This is a genomic window from Aureimonas sp. Leaf454, assembly GCF_001424685.1.
Taxonomy (GTDB): domain Bacteria; phylum Pseudomonadota; class Alphaproteobacteria; order Rhizobiales; family Rhizobiaceae; genus Plantimonas.
Genome location: NZ_LMQT01000025.1, coordinates 77,113 through 92,384, shown reverse-complemented (window position 1 = coordinate 92,384; position 15,272 = coordinate 77,113). Strand labels below are relative to the sequence as shown.

At 67.6% G+C, this 15,272-nt stretch carries 12 protein-coding genes; 9 read left to right on the top strand and 3 right to left on the bottom strand.

Annotated features, from left to right (window positions below):
- Positions 1-270: 270 nt before the first annotated feature.
- From ASG43_RS21625 to ASG43_RS21615, 3 genes are all read left to right on the top strand, one after another.
- Positions 271-1,872, top strand: a complete 1,602-nt coding sequence (locus ASG43_RS21625) for a glucan biosynthesis protein (RefSeq protein ID WP_082491116.1) — start codon at positions 271-273, stop codon at positions 1,870-1,872.
- 270 nt (positions 1,873-2,142) lie between these two features.
- Entirely contained in the window at positions 2,143-3,735 is a 1,593-nt protein-coding gene (locus tag ASG43_RS21620) for a hypothetical protein (RefSeq protein ID WP_156386833.1), read from the top strand.
- 34 nt (positions 3,736-3,769) lie between these two features.
- Positions 3,770-4,411: a hypothetical protein gene (locus ASG43_RS21615; RefSeq protein WP_056509489.1), complete on the top strand. Its 642-nt coding sequence runs from the start codon at positions 3,770-3,772 to the stop codon at positions 4,409-4,411.
- Between the two features lie 118 nt (positions 4,412-4,529).
- Here the strand turns inward: ASG43_RS21615 and ASG43_RS21610 are convergent, their stop codons facing one another.
- Positions 4,530-6,221, bottom strand: a complete 1,692-nt coding sequence (locus ASG43_RS21610; protein ID WP_244488196.1) for a formate--tetrahydrofolate ligase — start codon at positions 6,219-6,221, stop codon at positions 4,530-4,532.
- Between the two features lie 343 nt (positions 6,222-6,564).
- Positions 6,565-7,302, bottom strand: coding sequence for a winged helix-turn-helix transcriptional regulator (locus tag ASG43_RS21605; protein WP_056509482.1), 738 nt, complete (start codon positions 7,300-7,302; stop codon positions 6,565-6,567).
- Positions 7,303-7,379: 77 nt separating this feature from the next.
- Here ASG43_RS21605 and ASG43_RS21600 point away from each other — a divergent pair, with 77 nt between their 5' ends.
- Both ASG43_RS21600 and ASG43_RS21595 read left to right on the top strand, forming a co-directional pair.
- A complete protein-coding gene (locus ASG43_RS21600; protein ID WP_056509481.1) occupies positions 7,380-7,829 on the top strand; it encodes a VOC family protein in 450 nt (149 codons plus the stop codon).
- Between the two features lie 46 nt (positions 7,830-7,875).
- Positions 7,876-8,223, top strand: coding sequence for a DUF1428 domain-containing protein (locus tag ASG43_RS21595; RefSeq protein WP_056509478.1), 348 nt, complete (start codon positions 7,876-7,878; stop codon positions 8,221-8,223).
- Positions 8,224-8,414: 191 nt separating this feature from the next.
- Here ASG43_RS21595 and putA read toward each other — a convergent pair whose 3' ends face one another.
- On the bottom strand, positions 8,415-11,522 hold the full coding sequence (gene putA, locus ASG43_RS21590; protein WP_056509475.1) for a bifunctional proline dehydrogenase/L-glutamate gamma-semialdehyde dehydrogenase PutA: 3,108 nt from the start codon (positions 11,520-11,522) through the stop codon (positions 8,415-8,417).
- A 130-nt stretch (positions 11,523-11,652) separates the two neighbouring features.
- On the opposite strand from putA, the gene ASG43_RS21585 reads away from it, so the two are divergent.
- The 4 genes from ASG43_RS21585 to choV all read left to right on the top strand — a co-directional run bounded on the left by ASG43_RS21585 (position 11,653) and on the right by choV (position 15,255).
- Positions 11,653-12,114: an Lrp/AsnC ligand binding domain-containing protein gene (locus ASG43_RS21585; RefSeq protein WP_056509662.1), complete on the top strand. Its 462-nt coding sequence runs from the start codon at positions 11,653-11,655 to the stop codon at positions 12,112-12,114.
- 152 nt (positions 12,115-12,266) lie between these two features.
- On the top strand, positions 12,267-13,208 hold the full coding sequence (locus ASG43_RS21580; RefSeq protein WP_056509472.1) for a choline ABC transporter substrate-binding protein: 942 nt from the start codon (positions 12,267-12,269) through the stop codon (positions 13,206-13,208).
- 95 nt (positions 13,209-13,303) lie between these two features.
- Complete coding sequence (gene choW, locus ASG43_RS21575; protein ID WP_056509469.1) at positions 13,304-14,146, top strand: choline ABC transporter permease subunit; 843 nt, start codon at positions 13,304-13,306, stop codon at positions 14,144-14,146.
- The gene (choV, locus tag ASG43_RS21570; RefSeq protein ID WP_056509466.1) at positions 14,143-15,255 is read left to right on the top strand and encodes a choline ABC transporter ATP-binding protein; all 1,113 of its coding nucleotides are present in this window, start codon (positions 14,143-14,145) and stop codon (positions 15,253-15,255) included. The genes choW and choV overlap by 4 nt, the downstream gene beginning before the upstream one ends.
- The last annotated feature ends 17 nt before the right edge of the window (positions 15,256-15,272 follow it).

Genomic DNA, 15,272 nt, shown 5'->3' with positions numbered 1-15,272 from the left:
GCCCCCTCCGGGCCGGGCTTTGCCACCCCTCGGCGCGCCTCCTTCTAGCGGCAGGCGACGTCGCCGTCTTCCCGCAAGACGAGGCCGTTTGCCGAGACCGGGCTTGCAATTTCGTCGCCGCGCTGTCTGAAATCCGCCCGCTTCCGCCGCAAGGGGAACGCCGAAGACGGTTCCCGCGACGCGGAGACGAGGAAGCGGGTTCGAGCGCTGTCGCCGGGGGGCGGAGCGCGATCCGCCCCCGTTCGCCCGACCTGGAAAGGACAGCTGTTCATGATCGACCGCCGCCAGCTTATCCTCGCCCTCGCCGCCCTCGGCCTCGCGCCCGCAGCGGCCCATGCCGCCGCCGATGCCGCCGCCGCGGCAGGGGGCGATGCCTCCGGCATCGGCGGCGATGCCGCGCATCTGTCGTTCCAGCCCGCGCGGCCCTTTTCGTTCGATCTCCTCGTGGAAGAGGCGCGAAGGCTGGCCGAGGCTCCCTATGTTCCGGAGATCTCGGTGAACCCGGCCGTGCTCGACCGGATCGATTTCGACGCGCATTGGAAGATCAAGTACCGGCCGGAGGAGACGCTGGTCGTGCCCGGCGAGGATGCGCCGGTGCGCATGTTCCATCTCGGCCGCTACTTCCAGCTGCCCGTGACGATCGCCGTGGTCGAGAACGGCGCCTCGCGCGAGGTCGTCTACGATCCCGGCCTCTTCGAGATGCCGGCGGACAGTCCGGCGCAGGAGCTTCCGAGGGACGTGGGCTTTGCCGGCTTCCGCGTGCTGGAGCCGGGCTCGGAGCGGGACTGGATCGCCTTTCTCGGCGGCGCCTATTTCCGCACGTCCGGCGAGGACAACCAGTTCGGCATGTCGGCCCGGGCCGTGGCCATCGACGTCGCGCTGCCCCGGCCGGAGGAGTTTCCCCGCTTCACCGCCTTCTATCTCGAAGCCTCCGCCACGGGCACGCTCGTCGTCAACGCGCTGATGAACGGACCGCGCATGTCCGGCGCGATCCGGATGGACATTTCCAAGAACGGCCCGATCGTGATGGACGTGACCAACCGCTTCTTCCTGCGCGAGGACATCGAGCGGCTCGGCATCGCGGCGCTGACCTCGATGTACTGGTATTCGGAAACCGACAAGCTGCGCCGGATCGACTGGCGGCCGGAGGTCCACGATTCGGACGGGCTCGCGATCTGGTCCGGCAATGGCGAGCGGCTCTGGCGCCCCCTGAACAATCCGGACCGCGTGATGACCTCGACCTTTTCCGGCGCCGACCCGAAGGGCTACGGCCTTCTCCAGCGCGACCGGAACTTCGACCACTACCAGGACGACGGCGTCTTCTACGAACGCCGCGCCAGTGTCTGGGTGCAGCCGAAGGGGGACTGGGGGCCGGGCGGCGTGCAGCTCGTGGAGATCCCGACCGACGACGAGATCCACGACAACATCGCGGCCTATTTCGTTTCGGCGAACCCAACGAAAAAGGGCGATGCGCTGAGCTACGACTACGTCATGACCTGGGCGAACGAGGCGCCGCGCGACGTCGACCTCGGCCGCGTCGTCGCCACCCGCCTCGGGCGCGGCGGCGTTCCGGGCCAGCCGCGTCCGGCCGACGCCACCAAGGTCACGATCGACTTCGACGACGGCGCCATCGCCGCCCTTTCGCGCGAGGCCAAGGACGTCAAGGCGGTTGTCTCGGCCTCGCGGGGCGAGATCTCCCGCCTCGACTGCTACTCGCTGAAGGTCGGCACCGCCTGGCGCGCCACCTTCGACATCACCGCCGAGGGCGAGGAGCCGGTGGAGCTACGCATTTACGTCTCGCAGGGGGACAGGACGCTGACGGAAACCTGCGCGTATCAGTTCCTGCCGCTAAAGCCGGGGCAGGCGACGTAGGGGCGGCGATCGGACGGTCGAGCATCACGTGTAGAGATGGTTGCCCCCTCCTCGGTGAAGGAGCGGTCGGGCAGCTTCATCAAGACGTCGAGCCGCGTTGCCGAGCCGATACGCTCGGCAACGTGCGCGTGCTCTTCGAGCGCGGTGGCCACGATGCCCTCGCCCGGAATGTCAGCGTCTCGGTGGAGCTATCACGTTCGTGACAGTGGGATATCGGCCGGCCGTCTAAGCCAGTCGATACCACCACTTGCCATCAGAGAGAACGGCGTCATGAGCAACACCATATCTGGCACGAAGGTTTTCATGAATCCTCTCTACCAGGGGAAGGTCGACGTTCCTGAAGAGCCGAAGATCGCACCGAGGGACGTCAAGGCCAGCAGCGGCATGATGTCCGGCAGCGAGCTGATCGAGAAGATGGGCGGCGCGCCGAAGAGCGACTTCACCATCATGGGAAAGACGCTGAAGACGAACTCCAACGAGTACAAGGCGGCGCTTTCGCATCTGGAAACGTATCAGACGAAGCTTTCGAAGCTTGGCGGCGAGGTCGGCGACGTCCGGACCCGAGACATTCAGGCGTTGAAGACGGACCTGAACAAGGTCATCACCGATGCCGACGCCTATGCCGACAAGCATGCCGGAAGCAGCACGAAATCCGATCGCCGCGAGGTCATGGCGGACCTCAAGGCGATGGCGCAGAAGGAACTCCAGTTGCTCGACCGGCTGGGCGACCTCGTGAACACCAAGGGCAAGGGCATCACGGTCGCCGACGGCCTTGTCCTCTTGCGCGGTGGCGTGACCGATGCGTCCGGCTACAACAAGGACCTCAACGATTCCATCATCGACAAGGGGAAGTCGAAGGACAGTTTCGCCTCCGGCAAGGCGAACTCGGTGTCGCTGATTTCCTACGGGACCGAGATGCGGGTGGTGAAGAGCATCAGCAAGGAAGCCGAGAAACTGATGGCCGGCGAGTCGTCGAGCGGCTTCGATCAATCGGACATGCGCACCGCCGCGCGCAACATCGCCTCTTCGAACGTCGCGGAGAAGCTCGGCATCGGCAAGACGATCCCGATGTCCGACATCGTCGTCCACAACGGCCAGGCCGCCATCGCGATGAAGCTCGCCAAGAGCGAGTCCCTCATCCTCAAGACCGACGTTCCCGTTACCGATCAGAAGCTCGTCCAACAATACAACCACGAGTTCGACAAGGGTTGGCATGACAATCTCAAGGGCTACGGCGTCACGCGGACCGAGAACGGCGACTGGACGAAGAAGCAGACCGGCTTCAAGGATATTCCCTATACAGGGACCAGCAATCCGCCACTGACAGCCAACATCCAGAAGGGGCTTCTCGACCTTCAAGTCGCCGATTGCCTGATGGCGCAGATGGACCGCCAGCCGGAGAACATCTTCATCCAGATTTCCGGGACCTCAGCGCAGATCATCGGCATCGACAACGACATGTGCATGGGCAAGGCCATGACGGACCTCGAGCCGACGCGCCCCGATCTGAAGAAGACCTATGGCGGTCCGCCGCCGCTGATGAGCCGGGAGATGTTCGACAAGCTGCAGGCGATGACCCCCGAGAGCTTCAAGGAGGCGATCGGCCCGGAATTCACCCAGGAGGAGGTCGATGCCGGACTGTCGCGACTGGCGAAGCTCAAGGAGCACGCCAACGCGCTCAAGAATGACGGGATGATCGTCGACAACTTCGAGACCTGGAAGGGCATCGATCCGACATCGGGCGAGGAGATGAACGCCAGCGATTTTCTGATGGCCTCCGATTTCAGAAGCTACGTCAAGCGCGATCAGACGACGCTGAACAAGATCGACGTTCCGATCCCGCTCGATCTCGGCAAGCACTGAGCGCTGAAACAGGACGGCAGAAGGAACGAACACCTTGATCAATGACGGAACGGTCGCAGTCGCTCACGATGTTGCGCCGCAGGAGGACGACGACGAGGGCGTCCTGCAGAGCGCCGTCTGGATGGCGCAGGATCTCGGCATCGCCATGCCGCCGGTTCCCAGGCTCTACGCGGATCGTCTGTCCGAGGTCGCGCTCGGCGCGATCTACGCGAGCGACGAGACCTTGCTCGAAGCCGACAGTCTTGCCGGACTGACCGGGCTCCTGGAACAGGGTTGGCCGCGTTCGGGACTTGCCTTCGGATATGTCGGCCGCGGCTCGGGCGGACGCTGGTTCTACGCGCTGGCGAGCGAGCAGTTTCTCTTCCACGTCTCGCTGCGCCTGCAGCATGCCACGCCCGAACAAAGCCGAGCCTCGCTCGGCGAGGTGAGCACGGCGAACATCGCTCTCGACGCGTACTTCGCCCTTGAAGCGAACGAGATGAAGGCGCTCGCCGCGGTGCCTCCGCCGCACGGCCAGCCGCGCCGGATCATCGCCTACACGGATGCGGACGGGCTGCCCGAGGAGATGCATGCTCTCTGGCAGGAGGGAGGCGAGCCCGCCTTCGTCGCGCGGCGGGAGGTGTTCTCGGCACCCCCTGCCCAGCCGATCGAGGTCGAGCGCGTCATCTGGGGCTGAAGGAGCCATCCTATGCCGATGAGCGATCGTCGGTGTCATTCATCCCGCGACCGCGTCAGGTCGCGGGATGAGGTCTGCTTCACCCGGCAGCGCGGTCCGGCACTGCCCTGCCATGCGCTCAGAACAGTCCCTCGATCGCCCCGTCCCGGTTGAGGAAGATCCGGTTCGCCGAGGGCTCGCGGGGCAGGCCGGGCATGGTCATGATCTCCCCGCAGATGGCGACGACGAAGCCGGCGCCGGCCGACAGGCGGACCTCGCGGACGTGGACGACGTGGCCGTCCGGGGCGCCGCGAAGCGTCGGGTCGGTGGAGAAGGAATACTGGGTCTTGGCCATGCAGACCGGCAGGTCGCCGTAGCCGAGGGCTTCGAAGTCGGCGAGCTGGCGGATGACGCCACGCTCCATCGTGACGGCAGAGCCGCGATAGATGCGCTTCACGACGGTCTCGATCTTCTGGAAGAGCCCCATCTCCGCGGGGTAGATCGGCTCGAAGCGGGACGTGCCGCCATCGGCGAGGCTCGCGACCTTGTGGGCGAGATCCTCGATGCCCGCGGAGCCCTCGGCCCAATGGCGGCAGAGGACGGCCTCCGTGCCGTGTCCTGCGACATAGGCCTTCACCGCCTCGATCTCGGCCGCGGTGTCCGAGGAGAAATGGTTGATGGCGACCACGACGGGAACGCCGAAGAGGCGGATGTTCTCGATGTGGCGGCCGAGATTGGCGCAGCCGCGCGTCACCGCCGCGACGTCCTCGGCTCCGAGCGCGTCCTTGGCGACGCCGCCGTTCATCTTCATCGAGCGCACGGTCGCGACGAGGACGCAGGCCGCGGGCGCAAGGCCGGCCGCGCGGCACTTGATGTCGAAGAACTTCTCCGCCCCGAGATCGGCGCCGAAGCCGGCCTCGGTCACGACATAGTCGGCGAGCTTCAGCGCGGTCTTCGTCGAGACGACGGAGTTGCAGCCATGGGCGATGTTGGCGAAGGGGCCGCCGTGGACGAAGGCCGGATTGTTCTCCAGCGTCTGCACGAGATTCGGCTGCATCGCGTCCTTCAGAAGCACGGCCATCGCGCCGTCCGCCTTGATGTCGCGCGCGAAGACCGGGCTCTTGTCGACGCGGAAGGCCACGACGATGCCGCCGAGCCGGCGCTCGAGGTCGTCGAGATCGGTCGCGAGGCAGAGGATCGCCATGACCTCGGAGGCGACCGTGATGTCGAAGCCGGTCTCGCGGGGATAGCCGTTGGCGACGCCGCCGAGCGAGGAGACGATCTGGCGGAGCGAGCGGTCGTTCATGTCCATGACGCGCCGCCAGACGACGCGGCGCGTGTCGATCCGCTGCTCGTTGCCCCAGTAGATGTGATTGTCGAGAAGGGCCGAGAGAAGATTGTGCGCGCTGGTGATGGCGTGGAAGTCGCCGGTGAAGTGGAGGTTCATGTCCTCCATCGGGATCACCTGGGCATGGCCGCCGCCCGCCGCGCCGCCCTTGACGCCGAAGCAGGGCCCGAGCGAGGCCTCGCGGATGCAGATCGCGGCGCGCTTGCCGATGCGGTTCAACCCGTCGCCGAGACCCACGGTGGTGGTCGTCTTGCCTTCGCCGGCCGGCGTCGGGTTGACGGCGGTGACGAGGATCAACTTGCCGTCGGGCCGGTCCTTCAGGCTTTCGATGAAAACGGCGGAGATCTTCGCCTTGTCATGGCCGTAGGGCACGAGATGCTCTTCGGGGATGCCGAGGCTCGCCCCGATCTCGCGGATCGGCTGCTTCGTCGCGGCGCGCGCGATCTCGATATCGGATTTGAACTCCATTGCGCTGCCGTCCATCGACCGCCTCCGCCTTCATCGGCCGAACCGGCCGGCATGCCCGGGCGGGACCATAAAGGGAGGGAGGCCCCACGCCAATCGAGCAAAACGCGAAAAGCCCGGACGGGGAGGACGTCCGGGCCTTTCGTCATTTCCATGCGACCGGTCGACCGCGCGGGAGGATCGCCGCCATCCGGTTCTTGCCGCCTGACCCATGCCCGGCGCGGTGGGAGGAGGAGGACCTCTGGGCGCCGCGGACATCGATCCGACAGGGAACAGAATGCCGGATCGGGCTGGCGCGAGGCTGGAACGGCAGCGGACCGGTGCCGCCGCGCCCCTTGCGCGACCGGATCGGTGCGGGCGTTCAGCCTGCCCGCTGCCTCTTCGCTGCCGTCCCGGCTTTCTCCGCCTTGGCCGGCAAAGGGAATAGCGTGACGAAGCGGTCCGCCAAGGCGCGGTCGCCCTCCAGTCGAAGCTCGCCCGCGGCTTCCAGATCGCGCAGCGGCACGGAGCCGTAGAGCGCGGCGGCGACGACGGCCGGAGGTCCGGTGAGGACGAGGTCGGCACCGTCGAGCGGACCGGCCGCTATCTCGATCGCGCCGTCCACGAGACGGGCGAGGAAGGTCTCGCGACCGAGGCGAAAGCCGATGCGGGCGTCCAAGCCGGTCGCCCGGCCGGCATCCAGCATGGTGCGCATGGACAGGACGAGCGATGCGGCGCTGAAGGGCCGCGTCGGATCGTGGGACGGCGAGCGCGCGGCCCAGCGACCGAGCGCCTGGAAGATCGGCTCGGCCTCCAGACCCCATTGCGTCAGTTCGTAGACCGGGACGTCGGCGGGCGGCGGCAGGCGGCGGCGAACGAGAATGCCCTCCTCCTCCAGCCCCGCGAGGCGCTGCGTCAGGACATTGGCGCTGATGCCGGGCAGATCGCGACGGAGGTCGCCGAAGCGCTTGGGACCCGTCATGAGCTCGCGGACCACCAGAAGCGCCCATCGCTCGCCCAGGAGGTCGAGCGCATGGGCGGCGGCGCAGGCATCGTCGTAGCGCCGGCGCCGCGCCGTTTCCGCGGTCGCTTCCCGGTTGGTTATTTTTTGTAATGTCATCGTTGCGAATGATAACCGACTGCGGCAGCATGGGTCAAACGAAACGGCCGAGCAAACGGCCTGGGAGGACGAACGCCATGCCGATGATGATCTTCGTCAATCTGCCGATTGCGGACCTTGCGCGATCCGTCGCCTTCTACGAGCGTCTCGGCGCGGTGAAGAACCCGCAATTCTCGGACGAGACCGCGGCCTGCATGGTCCTGTCCGAGACGATCTTCGTCATGCTGCTCACCCATCCGAAGTTCGCGCAGTTCACGACGAAGGCGATCGCGGACGCACGCTCCACGGCACAGGTCCTCCTCTGCATTTCCTGCGAGAGCCGGGAAGCGGTGGATCGCGCGGTCGAGGCCGCGAGCGCTGCCGGCGGGTCCCGCGATCCGACCCCGACGCAGGACTTCGGCTTCATGTACGGCCGCTCCTACGAGGACCCGGACGGCCACATCTGGGAGGTCATGTGGATGGACCCCGCCGCCGCCGCGGGCGGCACGGACGGATCGCCCGGCGCCGGGGCCGTAGCCGCTGCCTGATCAGCGAGACAGCGCCTGAACGACGAGACACCGGGAGGAACGAGAGATGAATTACATCGACGGATTCGTGGTCGCCGTGCCGAGCGACAAGAAGGACGCCTATCTCGAACAGGCGAGACTGGCGCTTCCCATCTTCAAGGAATACGGCGCGCTGCGCATGGTCGAGACCTGGGGCGACGACGTGCCGGACGGCAAGCTGACCGACTTCAAGATGGCGGTGAAGGCGGAGCCGACCGAGACGGTGGTCTTCTCCTGGATCGAGTGGCCGGACAAGGCGACGCGCGATGCCGGCATGGGGAAGCTGATGAGCGACGAGCGCCTGTCGATGGCGAACATGGTCTTCGACGGAAAGCGGATGATCTACGGCGGCTTCGCGGTGATCCTCGACGCGTGAGGGATCGCCTTACGCTCGTCACTTCGCGCGAGGCGCCCCCCTCTGTCCTGCCGGACATCTCCCCCTCAAGGGGGAAGATCGGCAGAGCTCTGTCGGCGAAGATCAGCCTGATTCCCCCTTGAGGGGGAGATGCCGGCAGGCAGAGGGGGGCGCGCACTGAAACTCCGCGCTCTCCGCCCCTCGCCCTGACCTCACGCCCCCGCATCCATCGCGATGAGGCTGGCATTTCCGCCGGCCGCGGCCGTGTTGGTCGAGACCACCTGCTCGCGGGCGAATCTGGCGACGTAGTTGGGGCCGCCGGCCTTCGGGCCGGTGCCGGAGAGGCCGGATCCGCCGAAGGGTTGGGAGCCGACGACGGCGCCGATCATGTTGCGGTTCACGTAGATGTTGCCGACCGTCATGCGCTCCGTCACCTCGCGGATCGTCTCGTCGATCCGGCTGTGGACACCCAGCGTCAGGCCGAAGCCGGTTCGCTCGATCGCCTCGCAGACCTTGCCGAGCTCGCCCGCCTTCCACCGGACGATGTGGAGAACCGGGCCGAAGACCTCGCGATCGAGCGCTTCCGGACGGTCGATCTCGACGATGTGCGGGGCGATCCAGTGACCGTCCCCGGGAAGGTCGGCCGGCAGGGCACCGGCGAACCGGACCCTCTGCTCGCGCCGCATGCGGGCGATGTGCGCCTCCAGCATCGCCTTCTGCTCGGCATCGATCACCGGTCCGATATCGGTCGCGACGTCGCGGGGATCGCCGAGGGAGAGTTCGGCGGCGGCGCCCGCGATCATCTGCGTCATGCGCTCGGCGACGTCTTCCTGCACGAAGAGCAGGCGCAGCGCCGAGCAGCGCTGGCCGGCGGAGCGAAACGCCGAGGCGACGACGTCGTCGGCGACCTGCTCGGGCAAGGCGGTGGCATCCACGATCAGCGCATTGATGCCGCCGGTCTCGGCGACGAGGGGCGCGATCGGCGCGTTGCGGGCCGCGAGCGAACGGTTGATCGCGAAGGCCGTGTCGGTGGAGCCGGTGAAGGCGACGCCGGACGTGGCGGGATGGGAGACGAGAGCCGCGCCCGTCGCCCCGTCGCCAGGGGCCAGAATCAGCACGTCCCCGGAAAATCCCGCCTCGTGCAGGATCGCGACGGCAGCGGCGGCGATCAGCGGCGTCTGCTCGGCGGGCTTGGCGACGACGACATTGCCGGCGGCGAGGGCCGCCGCGACCTGCCCCGCGAAGATCGCGAGCGGGAAGTTCCAGGGCGAGATCGCGACGATGACGCCGCGCGAGCGATAGCGCAGCTTGTTCTCCTCCCCGGTCGGGCCGGGCAGCGGCACGGGCGCGGAGAAGAGGCGCTCGGTCTCGCCGGCATAGAAGCGCAGGAAGTCCACGGCCTCGCGGATTTCGGCGATGCCGTCCTCGACGGTCTTGCCGGCCTCGCGGGCAAGCAGCGCCATCAGCGGACCCTGCCGCGCCTCCATGAGATCGGCGGCCTTGCGGAGCGCGCCCGCACGGGCGGCGGCCGGCACGCGCTCGGCGGCGGCGACCTGCAGCTTCGCGGCATCCATCACGCGACGGGCGGCGTCGGCGGAAAGGTGGTGGCTGGTGCCGACCCGCCGGCCGTCGGCGGGCGAGCGGATCTCGACCGAGACGGTGTCCGACCCCGCGGCCTTCGAGCCGCAGCGAGCGTCCGGCGTGCCGAGATCGGCGGCGTCGCGGCTTTTCAGGAACTTCGCCAGAGCCTTGCGGTCGCCGAGCTCCACGCCGGCCGAATTGACACGCGCGCCGAAGATCGCGGCAGGCCGCGCGATCCGGCCATGGCGGACGGGACCGTTGGCGAGAAGATCGCGCGGTCGCTCCAGAAGCTCCTCGACGGGCACGTCCTCGTCGCCGACCTTGGCGACGAAGGAGGAGTTGGCGCCGTTCTCCAGAAGCCGGCGCACGAGATAGGCGAGAAGATCGCGATAGCCGCCGACGGGGGCGTAGATGCGGCAGGAGAGCTGGCCGCCGCGCTCGGCGCGCACGGCCTCGTAGAGCGCCTCGCCCATGCCGTGCAGGCGCTGGAACTCGAAGCCGGACGCGTCGGGTCCGGCCATTTCGAGGATGGTGGCGACCGTCAGCGCGTTGTGGGTCGCGAACTGGGGATAGAGCCGCGCGCGTCGGCCGAGCAGCGACTGCGCCGCGACGAGATAGGACAGGTCGGTGGCGGGCTTCAGCGTGTAGACGGGGAAGCCGTCGACGCCGCGCTCCTGCGCATGCTTGATCTCCGAATCCCAATAGGCGCCCTTCACGAGGCGCACCATCATGCGGATGCCGGCCTCCTCGGCGAGCGCGTCCACGTGCTCGATCACGGCGAGCGCGCGCTTCTGATAGGCCTGGATCGCGAGACCGAAGCCGTCCCAGCCGGTGAAGTCGGACGCGCGGACGACGGCGTCGATCACGTCGAGCGAGAGCTCCAGCCGGTCGGCCTCCTCGGCGTCGACGGTGAAGTTCAGCTGGTAGCTCTTCGCCCGCTCCGCGAGATCGCGCACCTTCGGAACGAGCTCCTCCATCACGCGGCCCTGCTTCACCGCGGAATAGCGCGGATGGAGCGCGGAGAGCTTGACCGAGATGCCGGGGCGATCGGGGAGCGCCTTGTTGCCGGCCTTGCGCCCGATCGCCTCGATCGCGTCGGCATAGGACTTGAAGTAGCGATCGGCGTCGCCTTGCGTGCGCGCGCCCTCGCCCAGCATGTCGTAGGAGTGGCGATAGCCCTTCTTCTCCAGGCCCCGCGCCCGGTCGAGCGCGTCGGAAATGGTCTCGCCGAGCACGAACTGGCGGCCGAGGAAGCGCATGGCCTGACGCGTCGCGGTGCGCACGGCCGGCGCGCCCATGCGCTTGACGAGCGAGCCGATGACGCCGGTCGGCGTCTCGCCGGGGCGGATGATGCGGGCGGAGACGCCGAGCGCCCAAGCGGAGGCGGCGGTGAGCATGCGGTCCTCGCCGCCCTCGTGGTTCGTCCAGTCGCCGGCGCCGATCTTGTCCTCGATCAGCTTGTCCTGCGTCGCGGGATCGGGCACGCGCAGCAGCGCTTCGGCGAGCACCATGAGGGCGAGGCCCTCGCGCGTCGACAGCCCGAACTCGCGCAGGAAGTCCTCGACGCCGCCGATGCCGCCGGACTGGCCGCGGATCGCCCCGATGAGCCGGCGCGCCGTGCGGTCGACGGCGCCTTCGTCATGGCCGAAGTCGCCGGCGCGGCGCAGGAGCGCGGCAACCGCCGCCTCGTCCTCGGGCGCGAAGGGAGCGGAGAAGGCGGGCACGGCGCGCTGCGACATCGACGGTTCCTCGGATGGAAAAGGCGTCTTCGGGATGCGCCATGACTAACATTTTCCCGAAAGGCGATCTCACCAATCTTGGCACCGCTTCCCGTGACAATCACGGGGGAAAGCCGCTATGAAGGTGACGATGAGCGAGATCGACGACAAGGACCGGCAGATCCTCCGCCAGTTGCAGGGCGACGGGCGCCTCAGCAATCTCGATCTCGCCACGCGTGTGCATCTCTCCCCCACCGCGACCGCCGAGCGCGTGAAGCGATTGCAGCGGGACGGCTACATCCTCGGCTTCACCGCTCGTCTGTGTCCGGAAAAGCTCGGACGCGGGCTCATCGTCTTCGTGGAGGTCAAGCTCGAGCGGACCAGCGAGGACGTGTTCGGCGCCTTCGCCGCGGCGGCCAAGGCCAATCCCGACATCATGGAATGCCACATGGTGGCCGGCGGCTTCGACTATCTCCTGAAGGCGCGCGTCGCCGACATGAACGCCTACCGGGCCTTTCTCTCCGACGCCCTCCTGAATCTGCCCGGCATCCGAGAGACCCACACCTATGCCGTGATGGAAGAGATCAAAAATACGGCAGCGATCGCCCTCTGACCGATTTTGCGCCACGGGTCGTCGTAATCCGGCGTTCCGGCGCCTCGCATTCGCGTTCGTATAGCCGCCACCGGACACCGCCTCGCCTTGCACCGGGCCCGCGGCTTGGCGATAGTCGAGCCCAAGCGATTTTCTTCCGGAGGAGTTTTCCCATGCGCCTGACGTCCACCCTCGCCTTCGTCCTCGCAATGTCCGCAAGCCTCCCGGCTTTTGCGCAGGATGCCGCCAGTTGCGGCACGGTTCGCCTTTCCGATGTGGGCTGGACGGACATCACCGCGACGACCGCCGTCGCCGCGGAGCTTCTGGCCGGCCTCGGCTACACGCCGGACGTGAAGATCCTTTCGGTGCCCGTGACCTTCGCCTCTCTCAAGAACAACGATCTCGACGTCTTCCTCGGCAATTGGATGCCCGCGCAGACCGGCGACATCTCGAAATACGTGGACGAGGGCTCGATCGAGCGCGTCCACACCAATCTCGAAGGCGCCAAGTACACGCTCGCCGTCCCGAAATATCTCTACGACAAGGGCCTCAAGAGCTTCGCGGACCTTGCCAAGTTCCACGACGACCTCGACGGCAAGATCTACGGCATCGAGCCGGGCAACGACGGCAACAGCCTCGTCGTCAAGATGATCGAGAAGAACGATTTCGGCACCAAGGACTTCGAGCTCGTCGCCTCGTCCGAGCAAGGCATGCTCTCGCAGGTCGCGCGCGCCACGAAGGGCGAAAAGCCCATCGTCTTCCTCGGCTGGGCACCGCATCCGATGAACACCAACTTCCAGATGGAGTATCTGGCAGGGGGCGACGACTATTTCGGGCCGAACTTCGGCGGCGCGACGGTCCACACCGTCACCCGCAAGGGTTATTCGACCGAATGCCCGAACATCGGCAAGCTCCTGACCAACCTCACCTTCTCGCTCGAGGCGGAAAACGCGATGATGAGCGCCATCACCGACCAGAAGGAGAAGCCGGACGCCGTGGCCAAGGCCTGGCTGAAGGCCAATCCGGGCGTGCTCGACGCCTGGCTCGCCGGGGTGACGACGCTCGACGGCCAGGACGGCCTCGCCGCCGTGAAGTCCTCGCTCGGCGCCTCCTGATCCCGGACGAACAGGGGACCGGCCATCGCTGCGCCGGTCCCCGCGCCCGAACGGCGCCGCACGATCCCAACCCCGTCTGAGGAGCGCCCTGCCCCGTGGAATGGCTCGAAGCCCACCGCCTGCACATCGGCGATTTCGCCGTCGCCTTCGTCGACTGGCTGACGACGAACGCATCGGGCGTCTTCGACGCCATCCAGGCCGGCCTCGAAGCCTTCATCGACGCGCTTCTCTTTCTTCTCCAGGCGCCCCATCCCTTCGTCGTGATCGGCGTCTTCGGTCTCGTCGCGCTGCTCATGCGGCGCTCGATCCCGGCCTTCCTCTTCACGGTTCTCGGCTTCCTGCTGATCGTCAATCTCGGCTACTGGAAGGAGACGACGGACACGCTGGCGCTCGTCCTTGCCTCCACCGCCGTCTGCATGATCATCGGCGTGCCCGTCGGCATCGCGGCGGCGCGGCGGCCCTGGCTCTACGCCGTGCTCCGGCCCGTTCTCGACCTCATGCAGACGATCCCGACCTTCGTCTACCTGATCCCGGCGCTGATCCTCTTCGGCCTCGGCATGGTGCCCGGGCTCGTCGCGACCGTCATCTTCGCCCTGCCCTCGCCGATCCGGCTGACGCGGCTCGGCATCGCCTCGACGCCCCTTCAGCTGATCGAAGCCGGGGACGCCTTCGGCGCGACGCCGATGCAGCGGCTGATCAAGGTCGAGATCCCCTATGCCCTGCCGCAGATCATGGCGGGCCTCACCCAGACGATCATGCTGTCGCTCTCGATGGTGGTGATCGCCGCGCTCGTCGGCGCGCCCGGCCTCGGCGTCCCCGTGCTCAGGGCGCTGAACTCGATCGATGTCGGCATGGGCTTCGAGTCCGGTCTCGCCATCGTCCTCCTCGCGATCATCCTCGATCGCTTCTTCCGGATCGAGGAAGGAGGCCGCCGATGAGCGCGACCGTTCCCGCGACGGCCGCCGACGAGGCGCCGATCGTCACCTTCGACAATGTCTCGATCGTCTTCGGCAAGAAGGCGGAAAAGGCGCTGCCGCTGATCGATCGCGGCGCGACGCGCGCCGAGATCCGCGAGGCGACGGACCTGATGCTCGGCGTCGCCGACGCGAGCCTCCAGATCCGGCGCGGCGAGATCGCCGTCCTGATGGGCCTGTCCGGCTCCGGCAAGTCGACGCTGATCCGCGCCGTGAACGGGCTCGCCCCGATCACGCGCGGGCGCGTCCTCATCGACACCGGGCGCGGCGCGGTGGATCCGGCCGCCTGCGGGTCGCGCCGGCTTCGCGAGCTTCGCCGCCACGAGGTGGCGATGGTGTTCCAGCAGTTCGCGCTCCTGCCCTGGCGCACGGTCGCGGAAAATGTCGGGCTCGGCCTCGAATTCGCGGGCAGCCCCAAGGCGGAGCGGCGCGCCGCGGTGATGCGCCAGCTCGAACTCGTCGGACTCGCCGAGCGGGCGAACTCGCTGGTGGGCGAGCTCTCCGGCGGCATGCAGCAGCGCGTCGGCCTCGCCCGGGCGTTTGCGACGGACGCCCCGATCCTCCTCATGGACGAGCCCTTCTCCGCGCTGGATCCGCTCATCCGCTCGCGCCTGCAAGACGAGCTTCTGGAGTTCCAGCAGCGGCTGAAGAAGACGATCATCTTCGTCAGCCACGATCTCGACGAGGCCTTCAAGATCGGCAATCGCATCGCGATCATGGAGGGCGGGCGGATCGTGCAGGTCGGCACCGCGCAGGACATTGTCCTGCGTCCGGTGGACGACTACGTCACGGCCTTCGTCGCGCACATGAACCCGCTGAACGTCCTCACCGCCGGCGACGTGATGACGCCGCTGGCGCCGGGGACAAACGAGGCGCCCGCGCGCGTCGCGGCCATGGCCCAGCCCGGCACCTCGCTCCGCCGCGTGATGGCCGCGCTGACGGGCGGCCAAGGCGGGGAGAGGGGCGAGGACCGGGGCGAGGTCGTCGTCACCGATCAGGGCCGCCTCCTCGGCCGCATCGGCACGCGCGAGATCGTGGAGGCGCTCGGGCGGCATCAGGCGAAGGGCGGATAGAGGATCAAGATGACGCG

Bases quoted from the DNA above. Each gene is read 5' to 3' on its own strand.
- ASG43_RS21625 (WP_082491116.1), top strand. From the start codon at position 271: ATGATCGACCGCCGCCAGCTTATCCTCGCCCTCGCCGCCCTCGGCCTC.
- ASG43_RS21620 (WP_156386833.1), top strand. From the start codon at position 2,143: ATGAGCAACACCATATCTGGCACGAAGGTTTTCATGAATCCTCTCTAC.
- ASG43_RS21610 (WP_244488196.1), bottom strand. From the start codon at position 6,221: ATGGACGGCAGCGCAATGGAGTTCAAATCCGATATCGAGATCGCGCGC.
- ASG43_RS21605 (WP_056509482.1), bottom strand. From the start codon at position 7,302: ATGACATTACAAAAAATAACCAACCGGGAAGCGACCGCGGAAACGGCG.
- ASG43_RS21600 (WP_056509481.1), top strand. From the start codon at position 7,380: ATGCCGATGATGATCTTCGTCAATCTGCCGATTGCGGACCTTGCGCGA.
- ASG43_RS21595 (WP_056509478.1), top strand. From the start codon at position 7,876: ATGAATTACATCGACGGATTCGTGGTCGCCGTGCCGAGCGACAAGAAG.
- putA (WP_056509475.1), bottom strand. From the start codon at position 11,522: ATGTCGCAGCGCGCCGTGCCCGCCTTCTCCGCTCCCTTCGCGCCCGAG.
- ASG43_RS21585 (WP_056509662.1), top strand. From the start codon at position 11,653: ATGAGCGAGATCGACGACAAGGACCGGCAGATCCTCCGCCAGTTGCAG.
- ASG43_RS21580 (WP_056509472.1), top strand. From the start codon at position 12,267: ATGCGCCTGACGTCCACCCTCGCCTTCGTCCTCGCAATGTCCGCAAGC.
- choV (WP_056509466.1), top strand. From the start codon at position 14,143: ATGAGCGCGACCGTTCCCGCGACGGCCGCCGACGAGGCGCCGATCGTC.